The following is a 22,019-nucleotide window of genomic DNA, read 5'->3' on the forward strand; positions in this document are numbered from 1 at the left end:
TGCTGAGCTGACTGGCAGCCCTCTTCTATCGATTAGAGGGCTGCTGCCTTATTATAGTAAGCTTTTCAGTTCAAAGCCACTGTCTGCCACTTGCTCAGGGGCAGGTGAGGAATTCGCCTCGATCAAGCGTTTTCCGATCATGTAATTTCGCGGGTCATTCATGGCATCCACTGCCAGCAGATTTCCATCTCTAAAATACCAATGAGAACACGTGCGTGTCGAAGAACCTCGCCTGACAACGACCTGGTCGTAGCCGGAGTTGAGACCGGCAATCTGAAGTTTAACATCGTACTGGTCTGACCAGAACCACGGTTTCGGAGTGTAGCGTTCCCCCGCACCCATGATATTTGCCGCTATTGTTTCTGCTTGGTCGACAGCGTTCTGCACGCTTTCCAAACGGATGAGGTCGCTGCGGTATTCAAACGTTGTACAGTCACCTGCAGCCCAAATCCTCGGGTCGCTGGTTCGCCCATGGCTGTCAACCAAAATTCCGTTGTCGCAATGAACACCGGCGGCAAAAGCCAGCTGATCATTGGGGATGACGCCAATGCCAGCGATTACGAAATCGACCTCTTTGGTGGAGCCGTTGGTCAGCAAAGCTTCTATAGTCTCTCCGCCAAGAAGGCGCTGCAATCCGACATTTTCGAGTATTGTCACGCCATGCTCCGCATGCAGATTGCGGAAGTATTCCGACGTCTCTCGCGACGCCACTCTCTGAAGTATCCGGTCAGCCGTTTCAATCAGGGTAACGTTCAGTCCCAGTTTGGCGGCCACGGCAGCCGCTTCCAGACCAATGTAGCCGCCGCCTACAATCAGTACCCGCCGGCCGGGTTTGAACTCGGGAGCAATGCGGTCAATATCCCTAAGAGTTCTAATTGCATAGACACCGTCCTGGTCTCCTCCAACCGCTTTGGGAAGAGCTCTGGGCGAGGCCCCGGTTGTCAAGGCGAGCTGGTCGTATGCTAGAGTTTCCCCGTGCAACTCCAGCTTACAGGTTTCGCGATCAATTGCTGAGACATGCTTGCCGCGAACGATCCTGATATCGTTTTCCTTGTAGAACCGTTCAGGGCGCAAATAGAGCCTTTCTAGTTCCATTTCTCCCAGCAGGTATTTTTTGGACAGGGGAGGACGTTGGTACGGCAGCGCGGGTTCATCACCGATCAGTGTGATTTGACCGCCATAGTCAAGATTGCGCAATTTTGCTGCCAGAGAGGCTCCAGCCTGTCCAGCGCCCACAATTACCGTATGTTTCAAGATGAGCTCCCTCCCAATATTCGTTCAAGCCACGAGGTGTGGCGGTTCCCGCCGCTCGAAAAACGCTTCGAGGTTGTCCAAGGCGGTCATGCCCATACTTATTCGTGCCTCTTCCGTGGCGGTTCCAAGGTGAGGCAGCAGGACTGTGTTTTCTAAGGACCGAAGCTCTTCCGGTATCACCGGTTCATGCTCATAGACATCAAGGCCGGCGCCTGCGATTTTTCCGCGTTTCAAAGCCCAGATCAGTGCAGCTTCGGAAACCACCTCTCCTCTGGAGACGTTGATCAGATGCGCTGTTGATTTCATGCGGGCCAGGCGGGCTGGATTTATCAAATGCCGTGTTCTTGCTCCTCCTGGAACTGCAATGACGACAAAATCTGCCGCCTCAAGAACTTCGGCCAGTTTCTTCTGCCGAGCAGGCAGGCCTTCCACGGTCCGCGGCGAGCGGTTGTGGAATATGACGTTCATGCCGAAGCCAAAATGCGCTCTGCGCGCTATTGCCTGGCCGATCCTTCCCATCCCGATGACGCCCAGCGTCTTACCGCAGATGTGCTGTCCAAGCATCTGAACTGGGTGCCATCCTTCCCAGTTTCCGGAGCGTACCAAGCGATCGCCTTCGACCGCTCTGCGCGCACTCATAAGGAGGAGTGCCATAGCAAGATCTGCTGTCGGTTCAGTCACTGCGCCAGGGGTGTTAGTTACGGCTATCCCAGCGGTTTGTGCCGAAGAGAGGCTGATATGATCGGTTCCAGCGCCAAAGTTGGCCAGGATCCGGCACCGGATGTTTGGTGCGTTTGCAAACACATCGCTCGAAAAATCATCCCCTAACGAGGGAATGACTGCATCATAGTCGGATAGTGCCATTTGCAGGAAGCCGCCATCCGTTCGGCCTGTGTCTGCGCGCATGTCAGTGTTGAACAAGCTTCTGGCTCTCTCAAGAACCGCTCTGGGAACGGGGCGTGTGATAAGCAGCCGCGGCCGCATCGGTTCTCCTCCTTTTGTTTCATGTCCCAGCATTCACCCTCGGGCAACGGCGATTCGCCGGTATGAGCGGAGATACAGAGGGAAAACAAGAGTGTTTTAAAGATGTTAAAAAAACTTACCAAATAGTTTGACCGATTGCTATGATTTTGTTCAACTGAAGATGGGAGGAGAGCGCAATGATTGAAACTTTTTGTCCGACCCTGTGCCGCGACAGTCAGAGAGGCCGCAGATGAAGCGATTCTGGGCCGATTACTCCAGCCGGGAGTTTGCAGAACTCGACAGAGAACGCCTGATTGCCGTTCTGCCAATTGGCGCAATCGAACAGCACGGGCCGCATCTTCCGATGTCCGTCGACACCTGTACCGTCAACGGTGTCGTGTCGCGCTTGGCAGCTCGCCTGCCGGACAGCGCGCCGGTTCTGTTCCTGCCGCCTCAAGCCGTCTGCAAGAGCAATGAGCACGTCGATTTCCCGGGAACGCTGACGCTTTCTCCGGAAACGTTGATCAAAGTTCTGGTCGAAACCGGGGCCAGTGTGGCGAGGTCCGGCGTGCGCAAGCTCGTGTTCCTCAATGGGCATGGCGGCAACATTCCGGTGATGGACATTGCCGCGCGCGAGCTAAGGATTCACCACGGCATGATGGCGTTCTCGGCCAATTGGTTCGGGTTTGGAATGCCGGATGGTCTCTATTCGGAGGCCGAGCGGTCACATGGGATCCACGCAGGCGACATGGAAACGTCGGTGATGCTGGCCCTGGATCCGGCAAATGTGAACATGTCCGCTGCGCGGGACTTCCGGTCGAATGGCCAGGAGCTTTCCGAGCGTTTCCGCCATTTGGGATTGAGTCAGGGGGCCAAGCCCGCCTGGAAAACCCAGGACCTCAATAAATCCGGCGCATGCGGCGAGGCTCATTTGGCGACTGCCGAAAAGGGCAAAGCGACACTGGACTACGCGGTTGAGCGCCTCGTCTCGGCCTTTTTTGAAATCGATAGCCTGCCGCTGGCGTGGCTTGATGGCAAGCCGGAGTGGTAACCCATGATGGAACAGAAAATTCTCCCGGAAGCTCCTGTCCAAATTGAGATGTCGAATGTCGACAAACGGTTTGGAAACAACGTCACGGCCGTGAAGGGTATGTCCCTGCAAATCCGGGAAGGCGAATTTGTAAGCTTCCTGGGACCGTCGGGCTGCGGCAAAAGCACGGCTTTGAAGATGATCTCGGGTCTCCTGTCGGTGTCCTCCGGAGCGATCTCGGTCAATGGCCACCCTGCGGGCCAAAGCATTGACGGTAACGACGTCGGCTACGTCTTTCAGGAAGCGACGCTGATGCCCTAGGCAACGGTGTCCGACAATGTCTACCTGCCGCTGAAGCTGCATGGCCTCAGCCGCAACGAGGCGGCGCCGCGTGTGCGTGAAGCGCTGGAGATGGTCGGGCTGGCGAAATTTTCGGAGTCCTACCCGCGGCAATTGTCGGGCGGCATGAAAATGCGGGTGTCGATTGCGCGGGCTATGGTGACGAAGCCCAAACTGCTGCTCATGGATGAGCCTTTTGCGGCTCTGGACGAGATGACCCGGTTCAAGCTGAACAACGATGTGCTGGAACTGTGGAAGTCGCAGGGGCTGACGGTGATTTTTGTGACCCACTCGGTATTCGAGTCTGTCTACCTGTCAAACCGGGTGATTGTGATGGCTGCGCGCCCGGGGCGCGTTGTTCACGATATTCCCCTGCCCGGAGGATATCCGCGGACCGGAGAGTACAGGACCACCGCTGAATATGCCGAGAACTGCCGCTTGGTAAGCAATGCTTTGGAAGGGACCATGGACCATGTCGACATCAACCATTGAGCGGAAGACCCAAGGCGCAAAGGCAGTGAAACCTGCCGATCCGGCCCTTCAGCAGATGCAGCGTGAACGCAACCTGCGCATCATCATGCCAGTTGCCTCCATTCTTGCGGCGCTGGGACTGTGGGAATTCCTGGTCTGGTACAATGATGTGCCGCATTACCTGATACCTGCACCCAGCCTCATTGCCGAAACACTGATCAAGGACTGGGCAACTCTGGCGCAAAGCGCCTGGTTCACGGTCAAGCTGACCCTGCTGTCCTTGTCGCTCGCGATTGCCGGCGGCGTGTTGCTTGGCATGCTGTTCGCGCTGTCCCGGACTGTGGAGATAAGCTTGTTTCCCTTTGCGGTGATCCTTCAGGTTACACCGGTCGTCGCGATTGCGCCGCTTATCCTGATCTATGTGGAGAGCACGTTCTGGGCCTTGCTGATCTGCGCCTGGATCGTCGCCTTCTTCCCGATCCTGTCGAATACGGCGATTGGCCTGCGCAGCGTGGACCACAACCTGCGCGATATGTTCCGCCTCTACCAAGCAACGCCCTGGCAAAGACTCCGCTACCTGCTGATCCCTTCGGCGCTGCCATATTTCATGGCGGCCCTGAAAATCGCAGGAGGATTGGCGCTGATCGGTGCAGTTGTCGCCGAATTCGTTGCGGGCACCGCAGGCCAAAACACAGGGCTGGCGTCGCGCATTCTCGAGTCGAGCTTCCGCAACGAGATTCCCAGGATGTTTGCAGCGCTGTTTCTGGTGTCGGTTCTGGGGATCATCATTTTCCTGGCGACATCCTGGCTGTCGCGTGCGGTGCTTGGGCACTGGCACGAAAGCGAAATCAAGCGGGAACGGTGATGCCGATGCGGGACTATGGGATCAAAACCATCGAAGGCGCAGGGCTGGCAGGGCGTGCCGGGCGCTGGGACCTGTCCATTGCCGGAGGGCGGATAACCACCCTGCGCGCATCGCAGGCCAGCGGTGGTGGAGTGATCCTGCCCTTGCTCGCGGATATTCACACGCATTTGGACAAGACTTTTACATCTTGCCGGATGCCCCAGCGTGCTGAGTCCCTTTTCCATGCGATCGAGATGATGGCTGCCGATACCAGGAATTGGAGCGATGCCGACCTGCGTGAACGGGCCGGAAAGGCGCTTGCCCGCGCCTACGCCAATGGCACCGGGCTGATCCGCAGCCATCTGGATTGGCATGGCACGCAGACGCCGAAAGCGTGGCACGTGCTGACGGAGCTGGCGCAGGACTGGCACGGACGAGTTGACGTAGAGCTTGCTTCACTGACACCGCTTGACGATCTGGTTGTTCATGGAGAATCCATTGCCGCCGCGGTCAAGGCAAGCGGCGGGGTTCTTGGGGCCTTCGTGTACCGCAATGCAGATCTGGCCAGCAAAGTGGCGCAGGTCTTCGATCTGGCCGAACGCTGCGATTTGCACCTGGACTTCCATGTCGACGAGGGGCTTGAACCGGAAGCGTGCGGCATCGATGCGATCATTGCGGAAACCCGCAAGAGAGACATGCAGGGCAGGGTGCTTTGCGGGCATGGCTGCGCCTTGTCGGTCCGCCAGCCTGCTGAAGTAGCGGAGCTTCTATCCCGCGGTGGCGACGCCGGTATCGGGCTGACGGTGCTGCCGGAATGCAATGCCTACCTGCAGGATGTGGAACCGGGCAGAACGCCCCGCCTGCGGGGGCTCGCCCCATTGCATGAAGCGCGCGCGGCCGGGATAAAGGTCATGTTTGGTTCCGACAATGTGCGCGACGCCTTCTACCCCTATGGCGACTACGATTTGTTCGACGTTTTCCGGACTGCGGTGTTGTCCGGCCACCTTGCGCCAGGTGACTGGATTGATGCCATCAGCGAAGCCCCTGCCAATTGGACAGGACGGAGCATGCGCCTGCGTGAAGGCGGTCCCGCAGACTTCATCAGGATTGCCGCGGCAGATTTGGATGACGCGGTCAGCCGTCCTCGCGCTGCGCGCCAAATCTGGCGCGGCGGGCAGATTCTGGCAGAACATCAAGGAGACTTTACATGACCACTTCGCACGACTGGGAGGCCTTCAGGGCTTCGCTCAGCGGCATCCGCTGCCACGATGATGACAAATTCCTGGCGGCCCGGTCCCGCGACTATTTCTGGTACAGCCCGATCCTGAATGAGCAACTGGATGGTGTTACCGGTGATTTGCTGGTGGTTCCACAGAGCGTGGAGGACGTGATTGCAGTCGCTGCCGCCGTTGCGCAATACAAGATTCCGCTTACCCTGCGTGGCGGCGGAACCGGCAACTACGGCCAATGCGTGCCGTTGGAAGGCGGCGTCATCATGGATTTGACGCGCCTGGACAAAGTGCTGGAGATCACTGACGGGCATGTGAAGGTTCAAGCCGGAGCGCGTATTTCGCGGCTTGATGATGCTGCCCGGGAGACCGGGCAAGAACTGCTCATGTATCCTTCCACCCGCCAGATGGCGACCATTGGCGGGTTCATTGCCGGTGGGTCCGGCGGTATTGGTTCCTTGCGCCATGGAATGCTGCGTGACCCTGGCAATGTCACCTATCTGAAAGTGGTTACCGTGGAACCAACCCCTCGGCTTATCGAGCTGACGGGGGATGAAATCCAAAAGGTCCAACACGCATATGGCACAAACGGAATTGTCGTCGAGGTTGGGCTCGCTCTGACGAAATCGACGGATTGGATCCACACCGCAGCTCTGTTCGACGGTTACGGGGAGGCTTTGCGCTTTGCTGCCTCGGCCCAGGAAGAAGGGCTGGATTGTTATCTCCTGACCGCAGTGGAGCGGCGGTTTTCGCCCTACTATACCAAGTTCGGAAAGCTCTTCCCCGCCGACCGCGATGCGGTTTTTGCGATGGTTGCACCTGGCGAAATGCCGCGTTTTACAGCCAAAGCGGAGGAAATGGGCGGCCGGATTTCCTTTGCCAAGACAAAACCCGAAATACGCGCGGCGGGGCTTCAGCCGGCGTATGAGTGCGGATGGAACCACACAACCCTGCAGGCCCTGAAAGTGGATAAAGGCTGGACCTATCTACAGGTTGCCTATCCTCAAACTTTCGACCCTGAGCTGGTGGAACGCCAGATGGCGCGTTACGGCGACGAAATTTTCTGGCACCACGAGATGGCGCGCATGGGCGGGCGGATTCAAATCTTTGCGCTGCCCCTGGTGCGTTACCGCGGCAAGGACGCAATTTACCGGTTGATTGCTGAGCTGGAGGACAAGGACGGGTGTACGATCTTTGATCCGCATGTCGTCACCATCGAAGACGGCGGCATGAAGGAAATTGATACGGCACAGATCGAGTTCAAAAAACTAGCTGATCCATATGGGTTGATGAACCCGGGAAAAACCCGGGGCTGGACTGCGGACATGGCCCGCGTTGACTGAAACCAAACAGGGAAAACCAACATGAAAACCTTCAGAACTGCACTTGCAGCCCTGGCTGCTACTGTCGTCGCAGGAGCGTCATGGGCATCGGACAAAGTGGTCTTCGGAACCAACTGGCTGGCGCAGGGCGGTCACGGTGGCTTTTACCAGGCGCTGGCCGACGGCACCTACGAGAAATATGGCTTGGATGTGGAAATCCGCATGGGCGGGCCGCAAATGAACAACAGGCCGATGCTGGCTGCGGGCCGCCTGGATTTTCTGATGGCGGGTAATCTGCTGCTGTCCTTCGACAATGTCCGCAACGGCATTCCAACCACCGTTGTCGCGGCCTTCTTTCAAAAGGACCCGCAGGCCGTGATGGCGCATCAGGGCCATTACGCTGACTTTGCGGCCCTGACGGAAGCGCCAACCGTCCTGGTGTCGAAAGATGGCCAGTTCAGCTTCTGGCAATGGATGGTTGACGCCCACGGGTTCCGCGATGAGCAGATCCGCCCCTACGGCTTCAACCTGGCCCAGTTTCTGGAAGACAAGGACCTGGTGCAACAGGCCTATGGCACCGCGGAACCGCTGTATGCCGCGGCGCAGGGTGCGGAGGTCGATACCTTCTTGCTTGCCGACCATGGCTGGAACACCTACTCCACCACTATCGAGACCCGGCAGCAGCTGATCGAGGAGGATCCGGAGCTGGTGCAGCGGTTCATCGATGCGTCGATCGAAGGCTGGTACAATTTTCTCTACGGCGACCGGACCGCCGCCTATGAGGCCATCATCGCTGCCAACCCCGAGATGACAGCCGAAAAGCTCGACAAGGAAATCGCGCAGTTTGAAAAACTGGGCATAATCGACACTGGCGACGCGCTGGAAATGGGCATTGGCGCTATGACCGATGCACGCATCAAGGCCTTTCATGACCTTGCTGTGCAAAGCGGGATCATTGAAGAGGGCACTGTGGAGCTGTCGAAAGTGGCCGATACGGGGTTTGTCAACAAAGGGCATGGACTTGACATCAAGTCCCGCCTGACCGGCGGCTGACGGAAGGGGGCGGCGTGAGAGTATTGATTGTGTTCGCTCACCCCAGTGAGGAAAGCTACAGCGCCGCCCTATTGGCCGCTGCAAATGAGGCGTTGGTTCAGAATGGTCATGATGTGCAGGTGATCGATCTGTATCGCGCGAAGTTTGATCCCGTACTCAGCCTTCAGGACTGGAATGATTATGCCTCCGATACCGGCCGGTTGATCGAAAAGGTGTCCCCGCATGTAGAGGCGATGAAATGGGCCGAAGCCCTGGTGTTGGTCTACCCGACCTGGATGTATGGCCCTCCGGCTATTCTGAAAGGGTGGCTGGAACGCGTATGGCTGCCCGGTGTGGCGTTCGACATTCCTGAGGGTTTAAAGAAGCGGGCCCGCGGAAAACTCCAGAATATCAGGAGCTTCACGGTTATCACAACCTCCGGATCGCCATGGTGGTGGTTGAGGCTGATCCGCGACCCAGGCCGTTCGATGCTGGCGCGCGGGTACCGGGTGCTGTTTCACCCGCTCTGCCGCATGCGCTGGCTGCAGTTACATGATATGAACCATCGCTCTGACAGGGATCGGGCGAAATTTCTCAAACGGGTCAGCCGCACGCTGGCGCGTTTGTAGGTAAGGTGAACTGAGAGGAAAGAATGACAGCTGCGGAAAAGAAACGGCGGGAGATGCGTGAAGCGATCCGCGACGCCGCAATTCGGGAATTTGCCCGGAACGGTCTTGCGGGGACATCGACGCAAGCGATTGCGCAGGCGGCAGGAATAACCAAGGCACAGCTGCACTACTACATCTCTTCAAAGGAAGAGCTGTACCAGGATGTGTTGCGCTACATTGTTGAGCAGTGGAGAGAAATATTCTTTCTGGCCGCATCCCCGAATGACCCCGCCACCGCGATTGCGACCTACATCGAGCGCAAGCTGAGGCATGCTTTGGAGTATCCCGACGTATCCAGGTTCTTTGCTCGGGAAATGGCGCGTGGTGCTCCGGAAATGCCGCCTCACTGGCGTGGACTTCGGCAGGCGGTGGGCGAGGCCAGCGCCGTTATCGAGAAATGGATCGAGTGCGGGCAGATTGATCCGGTCGATCCCTTACTGTTTCAGATCAACATGTGGGCTGTCACACAGCATTACGCCGAGTATGAGGCGCAGGTACGGGTGTTGATGGACGTGGAGTCAGAATGCCCGCTCGACGCTGACAGGATAATAAAGGAGGCTACGTCGCTGTTTCTGCTGCGGTGCGGGCTTGAAGAAAGGAGCAAGGTGTCATGAAAGCTCTCAACCCCGCGAGCGTCGCGCCGCCGTTCGGCAATTATTCTCATGGGATCGCGTATGGGAATCTTGTGGTGACCTCGGGTCAACTTGGGCTTTCGGTAAATGGCAATGTTCCGGATACAATTGGCGCACAAGCAGAGATTTGCTTTTCCAACATTCACGCGATTCTTGCGCAAAGCGGTTTGGATTTCTCCAACGTTATGCGTTTCAGCGCTTTTGTGACCAGGCAGAGGGATATGGCGCCTTACATGGCGGTCCGGGACCGGGTGCTTTCCGGGCTGGAGGTGAAACCCGCATCAACTCTGATGATCGTATCCGGGTTCACGCGGCCAGAGTTTCTCGTGGAAGTCGAGGCGATTGCCCTGAGGGCACAATGAACGAGGTCTGAATCCATGGCTATGGTGAAAATCACATTTGTCGAACCTGACGGCAAGGAGAAGCTTATCGAAGCACAGACAGGGATGACGTTAATGGAAACCGCTCGCAATGCAGGGATACGTGGGATTGATGCCGAGTGCGGAGGTGCGTGTTCTTGCTCGACCTGCCACGTTTACGTCTGCGGCGACTGGTTCAAAAGGCTGCCTGCAGCTTCCGACATGGAATATGACATGCTCGACTTCGCCTTTCTGCCTGAACCAAATTCATCAAGGCTATCCTGTCAAATCGCAGTGACAGATGACTTGAATGGGCTGCGTGTGCATCTTCCTTCGCGCCAAAGCTGATCCGTTTCGAAAGCCATCGTTGCTTGCCACAAAAGAAACTGTGAACTCGCGCTGCTGCGTTGCGGGCTAGGTAGCGTGGAATTTGGGCGAAGATGCCGACTGACGGGCAACGACCCGATCGGCCGTCGGTGTGTCGGTTCCAGCTTTCCGTATCATCTTAACTCCGTGACGGTTCAGATGAGCCGTAAGCATGCGGCGAAGACCGCGGTAGCGAATGGGCCGCCAGGCCGGACGGCCATCGTCATAGATTTGCGCGACGTGATCGCCACGTATGGCGAGGTCAATGCCTATGGTTCGGTGTTTCATTGTCGACCCTTTCCAAAACGAGAACCAACGCCGAGACCACAGTCAGGTGTGTCATTCTTGGCCGTCTGTTCATCCTCCATGAGGAACAGTAGCCACTATCATGTTACTCTGGTCCCGTCGGCGCGGCCGGGCCGGGCTGACAGCTTCACGGTCGCGAGACGATCTTCGGATCTCTCAGGGTCTTTGACCCGAACCGGCCTGGTTTGCGTAGACACTTTGATCCGCGATCACGTCGTCGAGGCAGTTCCACATCGACTTCCCTGTGGCATCCGACCCGGCGCGCTATCGATACCTGGGTCTTGCCAGTGCCGCTGGGACCAAGGGCGATGACCTTCTCGCAGCGGTCAATCCATTCACAGCGCGCAAGCTCCAGCACCTGCATCTTGTTGAGACTGGGGATCGCGGTGAAGTCGAAGCTGTCGAGGCTCTTGGTGACCGGGAATTTCGCTGCCTTGATCCGATGTTCGACCATCCGCCGCTCCCGGTCGATGAGTTCCAGCTCGACCAGGCGGGCCATGAACTGGACATGGTCACGACCCTCGGCAGTACAAAGCCGGGCCTGCTTGTCGTATTCCCGCAGAATGGTCGGCAGCTTCAGCTTCTTGAGTTAGTGGTTCAGCAGGATCTGGGGCGCTTCTGGCATGTCGCGCCACCGGTTGTCAGGCACATATAGCTGGCAGGAGATGTCGTCTTCACCGTAGCCCTTGGCAGGAACGGGTTGACATCCAGATCGAGCCTCGGTGGCCGCCGTTCGATCCGGCACAGCACCAGATGCTTAACCGCATCAAAGCTGATGGCACCTATCTGGAGGACGGTTTTCACACCGCCGCTTACAGGTAGATGAAATTGGAGCTGGCGAGTTTGAAGTTCAACCGGTGTTATGTTTCCAACCGATCAAGAAGACCGTTCTGGATCCCTTGAGGAAGTCTCCCTCGGCTGCTCACTCTTTCCGTCTAATTCCGCAGGCGCTCGACGCTTGGAAAGCAGCAGCCAATATTGCCTAATCCGACAGCCTACGCGCCTTTGCCGCCCCACAGGAAGTTAATGTGACAAGGCGGCCAGAGCACCTTTCAGCATTTCGCTGCGCTCGCGAAATTAGTGCGGTCGGCTAAAGGTTTGCGAGCAATTCCCAGATAAATTGGCGACAGAACCCATCAGTCTGCTGGCAAGTAGGCTACTGAGATAATTTCGATGCGCACACCTGACGGCGCGCTAGCCAGCGCGGCCCCGCCGGTGGCGCGGGCGGGTGGATTCTGCGGGTCGACCCAGGCGTCCCAGGCGGTGTTCATGCCGGCGAAATCATCCATGTGATGCAGCCAGATCTGCACCGAGACGAGATCCGACTTGCTGCCGCCCAGCTCGTCTAGAAGCGCGTCGATCTTGGCCAGCGTCTCCGCGGTCTGCTCCTCGATGCCCGCGTCCCGCTGATCCGGGATCTGGCCTGCCAGATACACCATGTCCCCGGCCCGGACCGCCTGGCTCATCCGGTGGTTCGGTTTGTGACGTGTCAGCGTCATGTGTCTTTCCTTGTCTTTTGATTCACAGTTCCGAGCGGCTTTCCCACTCGACCAGTTTCATGCGGCCACTGACGCCAAGGCTGAGGAACGGATCCGGCGGCAGCACCGACGGTTTGCCGCTGACCGCGATGATGTCTTCCAGCGCCTCGGAGTTGCGCCCGGCGGCTAGGTCGACCAGCAACCGCCCTGAACTGGCGCCGCGGGTCATTCCCACGCCGTTGTAGCAGTTGGCCGAAAACACGTTCGGGGCCATCTCGCCAAAGAAGGTGGCGTGGTTGCCCGACAGGCTGACGACACCGCCCCAGGTCGAGGTGATCGGCAGATCGCCCAGGCTGGGGAAGCGCTTTTCCAATCCTTCCTTATGCACCTCAGCCACCTTGGCCAAATAGGCGCCGTCCGCCTTGTACTTGGGCGCGTGACCGTAATGGTTGCGGATCAGCAGCCGCCCGTCCGCGGTCATCCGCAATGTGGTGCCGCCGGCATCCGCCGGGGTCAGGCCCCAGTTCATCTGCCCGGAGTAGCGGCCGCGTTCTGCGGCGGTCAGCGGGCGGGTGATGCTGGCATAGGTGATGGTCGGTAGGATCCGGTTCCGCATATACCCGAACTCGCGGGTATAGGGGTCGGTCGCCAGGATCACCTTGGCTGCGGAGACCGTGCGGGTGTCGCCGCCCGGCAGGCGCAGCTTGGCCTCGGCCCTGCCGCTAGTGCCGGAAAACTCCACCACCGCCGCGTCATCGCGCAGCATCACGTTTTCCGGCAGGTTCCGGGCCAGGCCGCGCACCAGCAGCAGCGGATCAATCAGCACCGAACCTGGCGTGAACACCGCACCGGCATAATACTGCGTGCCCATGATTTCGGCGCAGCCCTGCCGGTCCAGCACCTCATAGCGCTCGCCGATCTTGTCCAGCGCCTCGCAGAACTTGGCCATCATGCCGGTGCCGCGTTTCTTCACCGCCCCCTGCAGCTTGCCCACTTCGGACCAGTCGCAGGCGATGCCGAACTGCTGAACCTGTTCCTTCAGCACCCCGATGGCGCTGCGGTTCAGGGTCATGATCTTGCGGAGCCGCGACGCATCCGGATGGTCAAGATCGAACTTGTGGGGCAGGTCCAGGAGAAAGCCGGAGTTCCGCCCCGATGCCCCCCAGCCAACCGGCCGGGCATCGACCAGCAGAACCTTGTCCTGCGGGGCCACTTCGCCCAGCCGCATGGCCGCCGACAGACCGGTGATCCCGGCGCCGACAATCAGCCAGTCATAGCTGGCCTCGATGCTGCCACTGACATTGACCGGAACCAGTTCGTCCATCGGACGCCATCCGGTCGGCCGGTCCAGCGGCGGCAAGGCGGGGGTATAAGTCGCGCTTTTCATTCTGCCCTCCTTTTAGGGCCTTGGGGTAGGCCCGGCGTCAGTAGACGCCGAGCAAACGCGGGATCGCCAATGAGACGAACGGAACAAAGGTGGTGACCAGCATCACCGGCATCCCGACACAGAGGATCAACCAGACCGCTGGCATCACCGCGTGGTGGATCGAAACCTGGCCGATCCGGCACGCCATATAAAGGATAGGCGCCACCGGCGGGCTGTTGGCGGCAATCACCACCGAACAGGCGACGATCGTGCCGTAGTGCAGCGGATCGACACCGGTGCTGACCACCAGAGGCATCAGCAGGGGCGCAATCACCACGGTCACCGACAGGTCGTCCATGATCATGCCGGCCGCGATCAGGAACAGGTTGACCAGCACCAGGATCAGGATCGGATCCTTGACCAGCGTGGTGATCGCCTCGGTCAGTTCCTGCGGTACGCGCTCGGCGGTCAGGATGCGCCCGATCATGAAGGAGAACAGCAGGATCAGCATGATCGTCCCGGTGGTCTCACCCGCGGCCACAACGCTGTCCTTGAGGTGCTTCAGCGACATTTCCTTGTAGACGAACAGGCCGATCAGGATCGCACAGACCACGGCGATCGACGCCGCTTCGGTCGGGGTGCTTATGCCGCCATAGATGCCGCCCAGGATGATCACCGGCAGCATCAGCGCCGGAACCGCGCTGCGGAACGCCTTGAACCGGGAAACTGGGGTGCCCTCGGTGCCGCTGGCATAGGTTTCTTCGAACTTCCGCCCCACCAGGAAACGGTTATATAGGATCAGCCCGATGATCAGCAGCAGGCCCGGGCCGATCGACGCCGCAAACAGCGCGGTGATCGACTGGCGGGTGACAACGCCAAACAGGATCATGGTGATCGACGGCGGAATCAGGATGCCCAGCAGCGAGGAGATGCCCAGCAGCGCGCTGGCATAGCCGCGCGGATAGCCGCGTTCGGCCAGCGGGGTTATCATGATGGTGCCGATCGAGGCCACCGCGCCGGATGCGGTGCCGGAAATCGCGCCGAAGATGCCCGAGGCCATCACCATCGAGGCGCCAAGTCCGCCGCGGCGGCCCTTGACCATGCCTTCGATGAATTCGACCAGCCGCCGGGCGATGCCGCCGCTTTTCATCAGGTAGCCGGCCAGCACGAACAGCGGCAGAGACAGCAGGATCAGGTGATCAAGGGAGCGGAAGCCCTGCAGCAGCAGCGTGGTGGTGTTCACGTCGAACACATAGACCAGATAGGCCAGCACCACGGCAAAGGACCACGCCACCGGCACGCCGATGGCCATCAGCAGGATTAGCAGCAGAATACCGAGTGCAGCCATCACAATTCCTCCGGCTCTTTAGGATTGTGGCAGGCTTTGCCGGTGACAAGATCGCGGATCGCGTAGGCGAAACAGACGACACTGGCGAGCGCAACCGCGCTCAGCGCGATCAGTTCGGGAATCCCGAGGCCGGGCGTTTCCTGCGGGCGCTTGATGGCAAAGCCCATCATGTCCCAGGCCAGAGAGATAAAGAAGATCGTCGCACCGGTCATGATCAGCGCTACGACCCGCTGATGCAGCTTCAGCAGGCGCGGCGAGGCCAGCCGTTGCGGCAGGAAATCCACGACCAGGTGCTCTGCCCGGCGGCTGGCGACGATGGCGCCCACCATATACAGCCAGATGGCGGCGACCAGCGCGATTTCGTCGATCCCGACGATCGACATTTCGAGCACGTAACGCGCAATGACCAGGAAAAAGACGAGGCCGACGACCATAGCGCTGGTGATCAGCACGAAAATGTCGCTCAGCCGCGCCACGGTCCTGTCGAGAATTGAAAAGAACTGAGTCATTTTCTTCTCCAGATAACTGGGGGCGGGGTGAGGCGCCGCGCCAGGCCCGGCACCTCTTTGCCGGTTACGGCTGGGGGGCGAATTCCTTGACCTGCTCGACGATCTCGGCGCCGAGCTCTTCTTCCATCAGCGGCCAGACCTGCTCGCGCGCGGCGGTGGCAAGAGCGCGGATTTCCTCATCGGTCGGCTCGATGTATTCCATGCCGGACTCGATGGCCTTTTCGACATAGTGCTGGTCGCGGGCGCGGGCGTCCTCGAACTGCTTTTCCATCACCGCCAGCGCCGCATCGGCAACCGCCTGCTGCTGTGCTTCGTTCAGGTCATCCCAGGATTCCTGGTTCATGGACAGAACGCCGGTGGCAAAGGTGTGCTTGGTGCGGACGTAGTAGTCCAGCACGTCGCGGAAGTATTCGTAATCCCAGTAGATCACGTTGCCCGCGTCGCCATCGACCACGCCGGTCTGGATCGAGGTGAAGGTTTCACCCCAGGCAATTGCGCTCGCCTGGTAGCCCATCGCCTGCATGGTCTGCGGGTTTGGAAAGTTCGAAGGCACGCGCACCTTCAGGCCCTTGGCGCCTTCAATGGTGGTGGCATATTCACCGCGGGTGGCAACGCCTCCAAAGCCTTCCGGCCAGGCGCCGAAGAATTTCAAGCCCTGATCATTGTGAACGTCGTCATAGATCTTGTTGAGCCAGCCGCCGGGGCCGTAGGCATCAAACGCCTGCTCCCAAGTGAAGAACATATAGGGCATATTGCGCAGGCCGAGGCGCTTGTCATAAGAAGTCAGCGGCCAGTTCAGCATCATGTCGACTTCGCCGACTACGAAAAGGTCAAACACCTCTTTCTGGTCGCCCAGCTCGTCCTGGTAGAAAACGTCGATCTTGATCTCGTCCTCGGTTCCGGCGGTCTTTTCCTCTACAAGGCGGGCCCACATTTCAATTGCATCGCCAGCGGGTGACCCCTTGGGTCCGGAATCGGTCGCGATCTTCAGTTCCACGGAATCCGCAAAAGCTGCCGTGGTGCAGGCAAAGGCCGTCAGGGCCGCTGCAATGGTTGTACGCAGTTGGATCATTTTTTTCCTCCTCACAGGGTCAAAGGATGTCCGGCCAGCGCCGCGGCGCACCGCGGCTCTTTCGGTTCAGCTTGGTCAATCCGGTGTCTTGCCGGGCTGCTCCCAATAGGTTCCCAGGCGGCGGCTGTTGGCCTCCGTCTGGTTGATCCTTTCCTCTGCCGCGGGTCCCAGCCGCGCCGCCAGCATGCCGATCATGGCTTCCAGCAGCACCATGGTCGGTGCGTAAGACGGAAAGAAATACGGGCTGTCCAAGGACAGAACAAAATATTCATCGGCAAAGGACAGCGCCGGGCAGGTATGGGAATCGGTGATCACAACCACATATACGCCCTTCTCTGATGCCAGCTGCGCCGCTCGGACCGGTTCGGCGGTGAACAGCGACTTGGAGATCAGGATCAGCACATCCCCCTCAGCAGCGGAAGACACCGCCAGCGACAGGGACGTGCTGCGGTCCTCGACCAGCCGCCAGCGGTCGGAAATCCAGCCGACCGTCTCATTGAGGTATTTCGCCACTCCCTGCGAGGTGCTGCCGGCCAGCACCTGAACCTTCCGCGCCTGCGCCAGCCGCTCGACAACGCGCTCGGTCTTGCCGATGTCGATGGTGCTGACCAGCTCCTCGATGTTCTTCACATTGGCCGCCGCCTGCTGAAAGAACAGCGCGCCCAGCCCACTGCCCTTGTCGGCCTGCGACTGCAGCTCCCGGGCCTTCCTGGCAAAGCTCATCCCCTGTGGGGTCAGCGCCAGGCGGCACAAATTACGCACTTCCTCATGGTTTTTCAGCCCCAGGGCGCGGCTCAGCCGTGAGAAAGTGGCCGGAGAAATTCCGCTTGAGGCTGCAATCGATCGAAGGCTCTGCGTCGCCACCTCAATCGGGTTTTCGACAACATAGTCAGCCGCCTGCTGCAGGCCTTGTGTCAGCTCTCTGTACTGAGCGGACACAAGATCCTTGATGGTGGCGGCTGCAGACATCGAATCGGCGTCCCTTAGCAGGTGAAATCTGCAGCTGAATTACATTTGTTTCACGAAGGGTCAACTTGTGAAACGTTTGCGCCACATCGGAAGGGCTCCGTTGCGAACTTGGCGTGGAGTCTGAGGAGCGGCTTTTCGCTTCCAGTCTTCACGCCTTGGTCCGTTGCATTCGCGCGAATTGTCGGCGAGTTTTCGTTTGCATCGAGGCATGGAGGCAAGGACGGCACGTCGTAACCCGTTCAAACGGCGCCAGTTTCCGAAGGACGTCATCCTTCTGGTGGTGCGCTGGTACTGACGGGGATGTCCGCGACAAGCTGGCCGGGCGTGGCATCACGATAGATGCTTCGACGATCCATCTTTGGGCACGCAAATTCGGTGCTGAGATCCGCAAGCGTGTTTGTGGGTCGCATCGCACCCAGTCAGGCCTGCAATGGCATACGGACGAAACCTATGTCCGTGTCGGCAGTCGCTGATGTTATCTGTGGCGCGCCATCGACCAGTTCAGCCAACTGATCGATTTTCGACTGACGGCACGTCGGAACGCCAAAGCGGCAAAGGCTTTCCTGCAGCAGGCGCATGAGACTGTGCGCCTTGGTCAGCCCTCTACAATCGTAACTGGCAAGACACACAGCTATGCCAAGGTCATCGGCAAAATCAACCGGCGGCTCGGGTCAAATTGTGCAATTTGACACGTGACCCGGAAGCACCTGAACAACAGCATCGAGAGCGATCATGACCTGTCTTTCTTGGAGCGGCAATGCCTACGAGAAACCGCGATTTAGGCTGGGTCAACGACGTGGCTTTCGATGCCTTCTGCGAAGCGGGCCCATTAAATCCAGAACCCGCCCAGTCCGGCCTCCTGGATCACGATAACTGGGACAACCTGGCCGGTCCGGCGGCGGACATTTCGTTGCGAATCCGAGAACCGTGCAAGCAGGCCAGGCATGCCACCGGCCTGCACTTGGTACCTCGACATCTTGGATCCTACGGGTCCCGCAAGGGCGGTCAGCAGCCACATAGAGCGAAGGAGTTTCAGGGAAATGAAGATTGAAGCGCATTCAAAGGCCTCAATCGCTTGCGTGGTGGTTAGTCTGGCAGTTTGCATGGCAAAGGCCACCATCAGGAATATCAGCGTCCCGACTCTTCCAGAGCCAAGGGAATGCGTCGCCTCCTCATGGAAACCTAACGAAACAGATCCGGCGGGGGCCATATATGTCCACAAATGACAATCCCGGCAGGGCGGAAACAGCGCCGCCATGCCGGCCTAGGCATGGCGTTCGCCCCGGTAAGTGCAAGGTCGGTAGCAGCGCGAGGCTCAAGCAGCTTTGGCATCCCGCTGCACGACGCTGCCGCTCAGCGGGATGCCGCGCGCGACGGTCATCGCATTAGGGCTGAATTCGACTGCGGCCTTTTCGATTTCCGCAAGCACCGTATCATCAACGTCAGCATCCACCGAAATCTCGTACTTAATTCCAGACATCTCGACTTTGGCATCGTCGCGCAGGTTGAGAAAGCCCGCCAGGTCCAGACCGCCAGTGATCTTGACGTCAAGGCTGTTGATTTTGACGCCTTTGACGCTGGCATTGACGACGAAACCCACCATTATGCAGGCGCCTACGCCCGACATCAGGTATTCCTGCGGCGTTGGCCCGGCACTTTCGCCCAGAAGTTGCGGCGGCTCGTCCACTACCCATGAGAATTCACGGGGGATCTCCTCGCCGCCAAGGGTCATCGGCAGGGTGCTGACATTGGCACGCACGCCGTTCTGCCAGGCAAGATTGACGCCATAGGTGGCGATGCCCGCCGCGGGGGTTTCGCGGATGGCATCGCGCGCGCCGGCGAGAGCCTCTGTATCCACTTTATTCAGCATGTCGTTTCTCCTCTGTTTGACATGAAATCGGGTTTGTTCCGGGCCGGATCGGCTGGACTCCCCTCCGAGCCGGTCGTTTCAATCGGTAAGTGCGCCGTAGCGCGCATCGCGGAAATTGAGCGCCTCACGCAGGCCCTTGGTGCGCACAAGCTCCTGGAATTGCGCCTTTTCTGGGGCTTCGGCTGCGTTCAGCGTCGCGGCAATGTCGAGATTGACGTTAACCGCGTTACGCAGGCCCATCGCCTCGTAGGCGCGAACCAGCGCGGTCTTGGTCAGACGCAGCACTACCAACGGAGTCAGGGCGATCTTTTGTGCCAGCCGCTCAACCGAAGTTTCGAGATCTTCTGGCGGCACCACGCGGTTGACAAGACCGGCGTCCAGCGCTTCTTTAGCGCCGATGGTATCGCCGGTGAGCAGCAGTTCCATGGTCTTTTTCTGACCCAGAATGAAGGGCATCAGAAGCGTCACTGGGCCGGAGCCGAAACGGATTTCCGGCTCTCCGAACTTGGCGCGGTCGGTGGCGATGATCATGTCGCAGGCCATCGCCAGCTCGCAGGCACCGGCAAGGCACCAACCGTCGACCGCGCCGATTGTGGGTTTGGTGCAGGAAAACACCGCCATGCTCAGGCCGACGTTGTTGGTGAGCGCAGCGTGCCAGTCTTCGGGGCGTGATAGGCCCATTTCGACCTCCTGTGCGATGTCGTAGCCGACGGAGAAATTCCCCTCGGCGCCACGCAGGACGATAACCTTCACAGCGTCGTCCTTTTCCATCGTGGCGACCGCCTCATGCGCTGCCGCCACCATTTCGGCGGCTAGCGCGTTGAGCTTGCGGGGCCGGTTCAGCGTGATCCAGCCAATACCGTCTTCAATCTTAGTTTCGACAACGTTCTGTTCGATATTGGTGTCCACTATGTTCATTTTCTTCTCCTTTTTCATGATGTTATGGGCTTGGGGGAGGCGGATGAGGTCAGCGACAGATCCGAGAGCTGCCCTGCGGCCAGCATCGCGCGCAAGCGCACCTTGTCGGGCTTTCCGAGTGTCGTCTGCGGCAGGGTGGAGACCTGGCACCAGTCATCGGGAAGCCACCATGAGGGGACGCGGGCGCGCAGCGTGCTGCACAACTGATCGAGGTCGAAGCGCGCACCGGATTTGAGCACGACAACCGCGAAGGGGCGTTCCTGAAACCGCTCGTGCGGACGGGCGATCACCGCTACGTCCTCGATCCAATCGACAGTGCGGATCGTGTCTTCGAGCGCCGGAGCGGGGATCCATTCGCCGCCCGATTTGATGGCGTCCTTAAGCCGGTCGGTCAGACTGAGGGCACCATCGGCGGAAATCACCCCGATATCGCCGGTCGGCAGCCAGCCCTCCGCGTCGCAGGCCGGGACCTCGCTGTCCAGATAATGCCGGATCACGCAGGGGCCGCGCACCTGTATTTCGCCAGGCATGCCCGGTGCATTTGCGGTTCCCTCCACCGGCGAACGGCGCAGTTCGACTATCGGCCCCGGATGGCCCACCGCGGCGGGTCTGGTGCCGGGGGTGGCGCGGCCAACGACGGACATAGAGGAGGTTTCGGTCATGCCCCAAGCCTGAAGCAGAGCGACGTCTGCGCGCACAATCCGCTCGGCAAGGCGTTCGGGCACCACCGAGCCGCCGGTGGCGATTCGTGTCAGCGTAGTTGGAACTTCGGTGTCATTGGCGTCCAGGTGGCCAAAGTAATCGCCCCAGATCGTGGGCACTCCCGCCGCAAGTGTGACTTTGGATCCGGTCATCAGCCGGTGAAGTACCGCCGGGCGAAAGCTTGCTCCAGGCAGGGCCAGTCCGGCGCCGCACATCACAGCTGCATAAGGCAGGCCCCAGCCGTTCACGTGATAGAAGGGCACCGCCAGCAGCGCTGTATCCGCGCGCGAGAGAGCCAGCGAATCCGCCAGACACAGGCTCAGCGCCTGCAACCAGACCGAACGGTGCGAATAGGCTACTGCCTTGGGTTCTCCGGTCGTACCGCCGGTATGGCAAATCGCGGCGGCGCTTTCCTCGGGGGGATCGGTGAGCGCCATTACGTCGGGCAGGGGTGCCGCTTCGATGAACGTGTTGTAGGAGATCACCTCGATACCCGCGGTCGGGCTTTCCGGCAGAGGCCCCGCCCCGGCCAGCAAAACAAGGTCCAGCATGCTGTGCCTCAAGGCGGGCGCCAGAGCCACAAACCGCTCCCATTGATCGCGGTCGAGGATAAGCACCCGGTCGCCGCAGTCGCAAAGCATCCTCGCGATATCTGCGTCGGCCATCCGCAGATTGAGTGAATGCAGGACGAACCCCCGGGAGGGAACGCCAAGGTAGGCCTCGCAATGTTCCAGCGTCGCGGCACAGAGCGTCGCCACACGGTCGCCAGCGGTTAGGCCGCGTGCGGCTAGCGCTGCCCCAAGCCGCATGGCGCGTTGCGCGGTTCGCTGCATGTCGGTGGTAACGATCGTGTTGCCGTCCCAGACATGGACTGGGCGCGCCGCACCAAACCTTGCAGCACTACGAAGGATGCGGGAGACACCGAGTGCCTCTCGTTGCATTGTACTTTGCATGGGTTTTTCTCTTTCCGGG

The 22,019-nt window shown here is 59.4% G+C and carries 21 protein-coding genes and 3 pseudogenes; 11 read left to right on the top strand and 13 right to left on the bottom strand.

Features of this window, described 5'->3' with window-relative positions:
* Positions 1-51: 51 nt before the first annotated feature.
* Both OKQ63_RS23030 and OKQ63_RS23035 read right to left on the bottom strand, forming a co-directional pair.
* Positions 52-1,254, bottom strand: a complete 1,203-nt coding sequence (locus OKQ63_RS23030; RefSeq protein WP_264214385.1) for an NAD(P)/FAD-dependent oxidoreductase — start codon at positions 1,252-1,254, stop codon at positions 52-54.
* A 24-nt stretch (positions 1,255-1,278) separates the two neighbouring features.
* Positions 1,279-2,238, bottom strand: a complete 960-nt coding sequence (locus tag OKQ63_RS23035) for a 2-hydroxyacid dehydrogenase (protein WP_264214419.1) — start codon at positions 2,236-2,238, stop codon at positions 1,279-1,281.
* A 229-nt stretch (positions 2,239-2,467) separates the two neighbouring features.
* Between OKQ63_RS23035 and OKQ63_RS23040 the strand changes: the two genes are divergently transcribed.
* The 10 genes and pseudogenes from OKQ63_RS23040 to OKQ63_RS23085 all read left to right on the top strand — a co-directional run bounded on the left by OKQ63_RS23040 (position 2,468) and on the right by OKQ63_RS23085 (position 10,491).
* The gene (locus tag OKQ63_RS23040; protein WP_264214386.1) at positions 2,468-3,268 is read left to right on the top strand and encodes a creatininase family protein; all 801 of its coding nucleotides are present in this window, start codon (positions 2,468-2,470) and stop codon (positions 3,266-3,268) included.
* Between the two features lie 6 nt (positions 3,269-3,274).
* Positions 3,275-4,078: pseudogene (locus OKQ63_RS23045) on the top strand (ABC transporter ATP-binding protein).
* 55 nt (positions 4,079-4,133) lie between these two features.
* Positions 4,134-4,922, top strand: a complete 789-nt coding sequence (locus tag OKQ63_RS23050) for an ABC transporter permease (RefSeq protein ID WP_264214420.1) — start codon at positions 4,134-4,136, stop codon at positions 4,920-4,922.
* Entirely contained in the window at positions 4,922-6,112 is a 1,191-nt protein-coding gene (locus tag OKQ63_RS23055) for an amidohydrolase family protein (RefSeq protein ID WP_264214387.1), read from the top strand. The genes OKQ63_RS23050 and OKQ63_RS23055 overlap by 1 nt, the downstream gene beginning before the upstream one ends.
* Complete coding sequence (locus OKQ63_RS23060) at positions 6,109-7,473, top strand: FAD-binding oxidoreductase (RefSeq protein WP_264214388.1); 1,365 nt, start codon at positions 6,109-6,111, stop codon at positions 7,471-7,473. Before OKQ63_RS23055 ends, OKQ63_RS23060 begins: the two co-directional genes overlap by 4 nt.
* A gap of 21 nt (positions 7,474-7,494) precedes the next feature.
* Positions 7,495-8,505: an ABC transporter substrate-binding protein gene (locus OKQ63_RS23065; protein ID WP_264214389.1), complete on the top strand. Its 1,011-nt coding sequence runs from the start codon at positions 7,495-7,497 to the stop codon at positions 8,503-8,505.
* Positions 8,506-8,519: 14 nt separating this feature from the next.
* Entirely contained in the window at positions 8,520-9,113 is a 594-nt protein-coding gene (locus OKQ63_RS23070; RefSeq protein WP_264214390.1) for an NAD(P)H-dependent oxidoreductase, read from the top strand.
* A gap of 23 nt (positions 9,114-9,136) precedes the next feature.
* Positions 9,137-9,766: a TetR family transcriptional regulator C-terminal domain-containing protein gene (locus tag OKQ63_RS23075; protein ID WP_264214391.1), complete on the top strand. Its 630-nt coding sequence runs from the start codon at positions 9,137-9,139 to the stop codon at positions 9,764-9,766.
* Positions 9,763-10,146, top strand: a complete 384-nt coding sequence (locus OKQ63_RS23080) for a RidA family protein (RefSeq protein WP_264214392.1) — start codon at positions 9,763-9,765, stop codon at positions 10,144-10,146. Before OKQ63_RS23075 ends, OKQ63_RS23080 begins: the two co-directional genes overlap by 4 nt.
* Before the next feature lie 21 nt (positions 10,147-10,167).
* Complete coding sequence (locus OKQ63_RS23085; protein ID WP_264214421.1) at positions 10,168-10,491, top strand: 2Fe-2S iron-sulfur cluster-binding protein; 324 nt, start codon at positions 10,168-10,170, stop codon at positions 10,489-10,491.
* A 589-nt stretch (positions 10,492-11,080) separates the two neighbouring features.
* Here the strand turns inward: OKQ63_RS23085 and OKQ63_RS23090 are convergent.
* The 8 genes and pseudogenes from OKQ63_RS23090 to OKQ63_RS23125 all read right to left on the bottom strand — a co-directional run.
* Positions 11,081-11,395, bottom strand: a pseudogene (locus tag OKQ63_RS23090) (ATP-binding protein); the annotation flags it as partial.
* Positions 11,396-11,412: 17 nt separating this feature from the next.
* Positions 11,413-11,619 (bottom strand): annotated as a pseudogene (locus tag OKQ63_RS23095) (hypothetical protein); the annotation flags it as partial.
* 332 nt (positions 11,620-11,951) lie between these two features.
* Positions 11,952-12,314, bottom strand: a complete 363-nt coding sequence (locus OKQ63_RS23100) for a RidA family protein (protein ID WP_264214393.1) — start codon at positions 12,312-12,314, stop codon at positions 11,952-11,954.
* A gap of 22 nt (positions 12,315-12,336) precedes the next feature.
* On the bottom strand, positions 12,337-13,680 hold the full coding sequence (locus OKQ63_RS23105) for an NAD(P)/FAD-dependent oxidoreductase (RefSeq protein ID WP_264214394.1): 1,344 nt from the start codon (positions 13,678-13,680) through the stop codon (positions 12,337-12,339).
* 37 nt (positions 13,681-13,717) lie between these two features.
* Complete coding sequence (locus OKQ63_RS23110; RefSeq protein ID WP_350356322.1) at positions 13,718-15,007, bottom strand: TRAP transporter large permease; 1,290 nt, start codon at positions 15,005-15,007, stop codon at positions 13,718-13,720.
* Positions 15,007-15,516, bottom strand: coding sequence for a TRAP transporter small permease (locus tag OKQ63_RS23115; RefSeq protein WP_264214396.1), 510 nt, complete (start codon positions 15,514-15,516; stop codon positions 15,007-15,009). Before OKQ63_RS23115 ends, OKQ63_RS23110 begins: the two co-directional genes overlap by 1 nt.
* 64 nt (positions 15,517-15,580) lie before the next feature.
* Positions 15,581-16,588: a TRAP transporter substrate-binding protein DctP gene (gene dctP, locus OKQ63_RS23120; RefSeq protein WP_264214397.1), complete on the bottom strand. Its 1,008-nt coding sequence runs from the start codon at positions 16,586-16,588 to the stop codon at positions 15,581-15,583.
* 75 nt (positions 16,589-16,663) lie between these two features.
* Positions 16,664-17,557 carry a MurR/RpiR family transcriptional regulator gene (locus OKQ63_RS23125; protein WP_264214398.1) on the bottom strand — a complete coding sequence of 298 codons (894 nt, stop codon included), beginning with the start codon at positions 17,555-17,557 and terminating at the stop codon, positions 16,664-16,666.
* A gap of 524 nt (positions 17,558-18,081) precedes the next feature.
* Here OKQ63_RS23125 and OKQ63_RS23130 point away from each other — a divergent pair.
* The gene (locus tag OKQ63_RS23130; protein WP_264214422.1) at positions 18,082-18,246 is read left to right on the top strand and encodes a DDE-type integrase/transposase/recombinase; all 165 of its coding nucleotides are present in this window, start codon (positions 18,082-18,084) and stop codon (positions 18,244-18,246) included.
* Between the two features lie 626 nt (positions 18,247-18,872).
* Here the strand turns inward: OKQ63_RS23130 and OKQ63_RS23140 are convergent.
* From OKQ63_RS23140 to OKQ63_RS23150, 3 genes are all read right to left on the bottom strand, one after another.
* Positions 18,873-19,427: an OsmC family protein gene (locus OKQ63_RS23140; protein WP_264214399.1), complete on the bottom strand. Its 555-nt coding sequence runs from the start codon at positions 19,425-19,427 to the stop codon at positions 18,873-18,875.
* 78 nt (positions 19,428-19,505) lie between these two features.
* On the bottom strand, positions 19,506-20,345 hold the full coding sequence (locus OKQ63_RS23145) for an enoyl-CoA hydratase/isomerase family protein (RefSeq protein WP_264214400.1): 840 nt from the start codon (positions 20,343-20,345) through the stop codon (positions 19,506-19,508).
* Positions 20,346-20,359: 14 nt separating this feature from the next.
* Entirely contained in the window at positions 20,360-22,000 is a 1,641-nt protein-coding gene (locus OKQ63_RS23150; protein ID WP_264214401.1) for an AMP-binding protein, read from the bottom strand.
* Positions 22,001-22,019: the final 19 nt, after the last annotated feature.

This window comes from Leisingera thetidis (assembly GCF_025857195.1).
GTDB classification, from domain to species: domain Bacteria; phylum Pseudomonadota; class Alphaproteobacteria; order Rhodobacterales; family Rhodobacteraceae; genus Leisingera; species Leisingera thetidis.

Bases quoted from the DNA above. Each gene is read 5' to 3' on its own strand.
- OKQ63_RS23035 (WP_264214419.1), bottom strand. From the start codon at position 2,238: ATGCGGCCGCGGCTGCTTATCACACGCCCCGTTCCCAGAGCGGTTCTT.
- OKQ63_RS23040 (WP_264214386.1), top strand. From the start codon at position 2,468: ATGAAGCGATTCTGGGCCGATTACTCCAGCCGGGAGTTTGCAGAACTC.
- OKQ63_RS23050 (WP_264214420.1), top strand. From the start codon at position 4,134: ATGCAGCGTGAACGCAACCTGCGCATCATCATGCCAGTTGCCTCCATT.
- OKQ63_RS23055 (WP_264214387.1), top strand. From the start codon at position 4,922: ATGCCGATGCGGGACTATGGGATCAAAACCATCGAAGGCGCAGGGCTG.
- OKQ63_RS23060 (WP_264214388.1), top strand. From the start codon at position 6,109: ATGACCACTTCGCACGACTGGGAGGCCTTCAGGGCTTCGCTCAGCGGC.
- OKQ63_RS23065 (WP_264214389.1), top strand. From the start codon at position 7,495: ATGAAAACCTTCAGAACTGCACTTGCAGCCCTGGCTGCTACTGTCGTC.
- OKQ63_RS23075 (WP_264214391.1), top strand. From the start codon at position 9,137: ATGACAGCTGCGGAAAAGAAACGGCGGGAGATGCGTGAAGCGATCCGC.
- OKQ63_RS23080 (WP_264214392.1), top strand. From the start codon at position 9,763: ATGAAAGCTCTCAACCCCGCGAGCGTCGCGCCGCCGTTCGGCAATTAT.
- OKQ63_RS23085 (WP_264214421.1), top strand. From the start codon at position 10,168: ATGGTGAAAATCACATTTGTCGAACCTGACGGCAAGGAGAAGCTTATC.
- OKQ63_RS23100 (WP_264214393.1), bottom strand. From the start codon at position 12,314: ATGACGCTGACACGTCACAAACCGAACCACCGGATGAGCCAGGCGGTC.
- OKQ63_RS23105 (WP_264214394.1), bottom strand. From the start codon at position 13,680: ATGAAAAGCGCGACTTATACCCCCGCCTTGCCGCCGCTGGACCGGCCG.
- OKQ63_RS23110 (WP_350356322.1), bottom strand. From the start codon at position 15,007: ATGGCTGCACTCGGTATTCTGCTGCTAATCCTGCTGATGGCCATCGGC.
- OKQ63_RS23115 (WP_264214396.1), bottom strand. From the start codon at position 15,516: ATGACTCAGTTCTTTTCAATTCTCGACAGGACCGTGGCGCGGCTGAGC.
- dctP (WP_264214397.1), bottom strand. From the start codon at position 16,588: ATGATCCAACTGCGTACAACCATTGCAGCGGCCCTGACGGCCTTTGCC.
- OKQ63_RS23125 (WP_264214398.1), bottom strand. From the start codon at position 17,557: ATGTCTGCAGCCGCCACCATCAAGGATCTTGTGTCCGCTCAGTACAGA.
- OKQ63_RS23140 (WP_264214399.1), bottom strand. From the start codon at position 19,427: ATGCTGAATAAAGTGGATACAGAGGCTCTCGCCGGCGCGCGCGATGCC.
- OKQ63_RS23145 (WP_264214400.1), bottom strand. From the start codon at position 20,345: ATGAACATAGTGGACACCAATATCGAACAGAACGTTGTCGAAACTAAG.
- OKQ63_RS23150 (WP_264214401.1), bottom strand. From the start codon at position 22,000: ATGCAAAGTACAATGCAACGAGAGGCACTCGGTGTCTCCCGCATCCTT.